The 434-nt window shown below is 21.7% G+C and carries 1 pseudogene; it reads right to left on the bottom strand.

The window, feature by feature from the left end:
- Window positions 1–216 precede the first annotated feature (216 nt).
- Window positions 217–434: pseudogene (locus CAMP5082_RS08300) on the bottom strand (FHA domain-containing protein); the annotation flags it as partial.

A 434-nucleotide genomic window follows, 5' to 3' on the forward strand; every position in this document is an offset into this window, starting at 1 on the left:
TTTTCCAATATCTCTTCTCTTATTTTTTTATCAAAGATATAAATTCCACCATAATTACTTGCAAGAGTTTCTAATTCACTTGCTTTATTTTCTTTAAAAGCACATGCACTTAAAGATACTAAAGAAAATAAGCTTAGAATTATCATTGTGATTTTCATTTGATACTCCTTTTTAAATTTAATTTTTGAAAATTATCTTACTTTACTTTGAAAAAAATTATTTTTCTTTGTATTTATTTAAAGACAGTAAAGTCAAATTTTCAAATATATTTTGATCATTTTTGATGATATTTTGCAAGGCATTTTGCAAATAAGTCATAAAAATATCTTCTTCCATCTCTTTAAATACAGGTGAATACAATTCTTTAGTAATTAATTTTAACACAACAAGATTAATTAGTTTTGTATCTTTAATAAGCGGAATTTTTGAAATAA

Origin of the sequence: Campylobacter sp. LMG 17559, from assembly GCF_024723605.1 — a bacterium.
Taxonomy (GTDB): Bacteria; Campylobacterota; Campylobacteria; order Campylobacterales; family Campylobacteraceae; genus Campylobacter_D.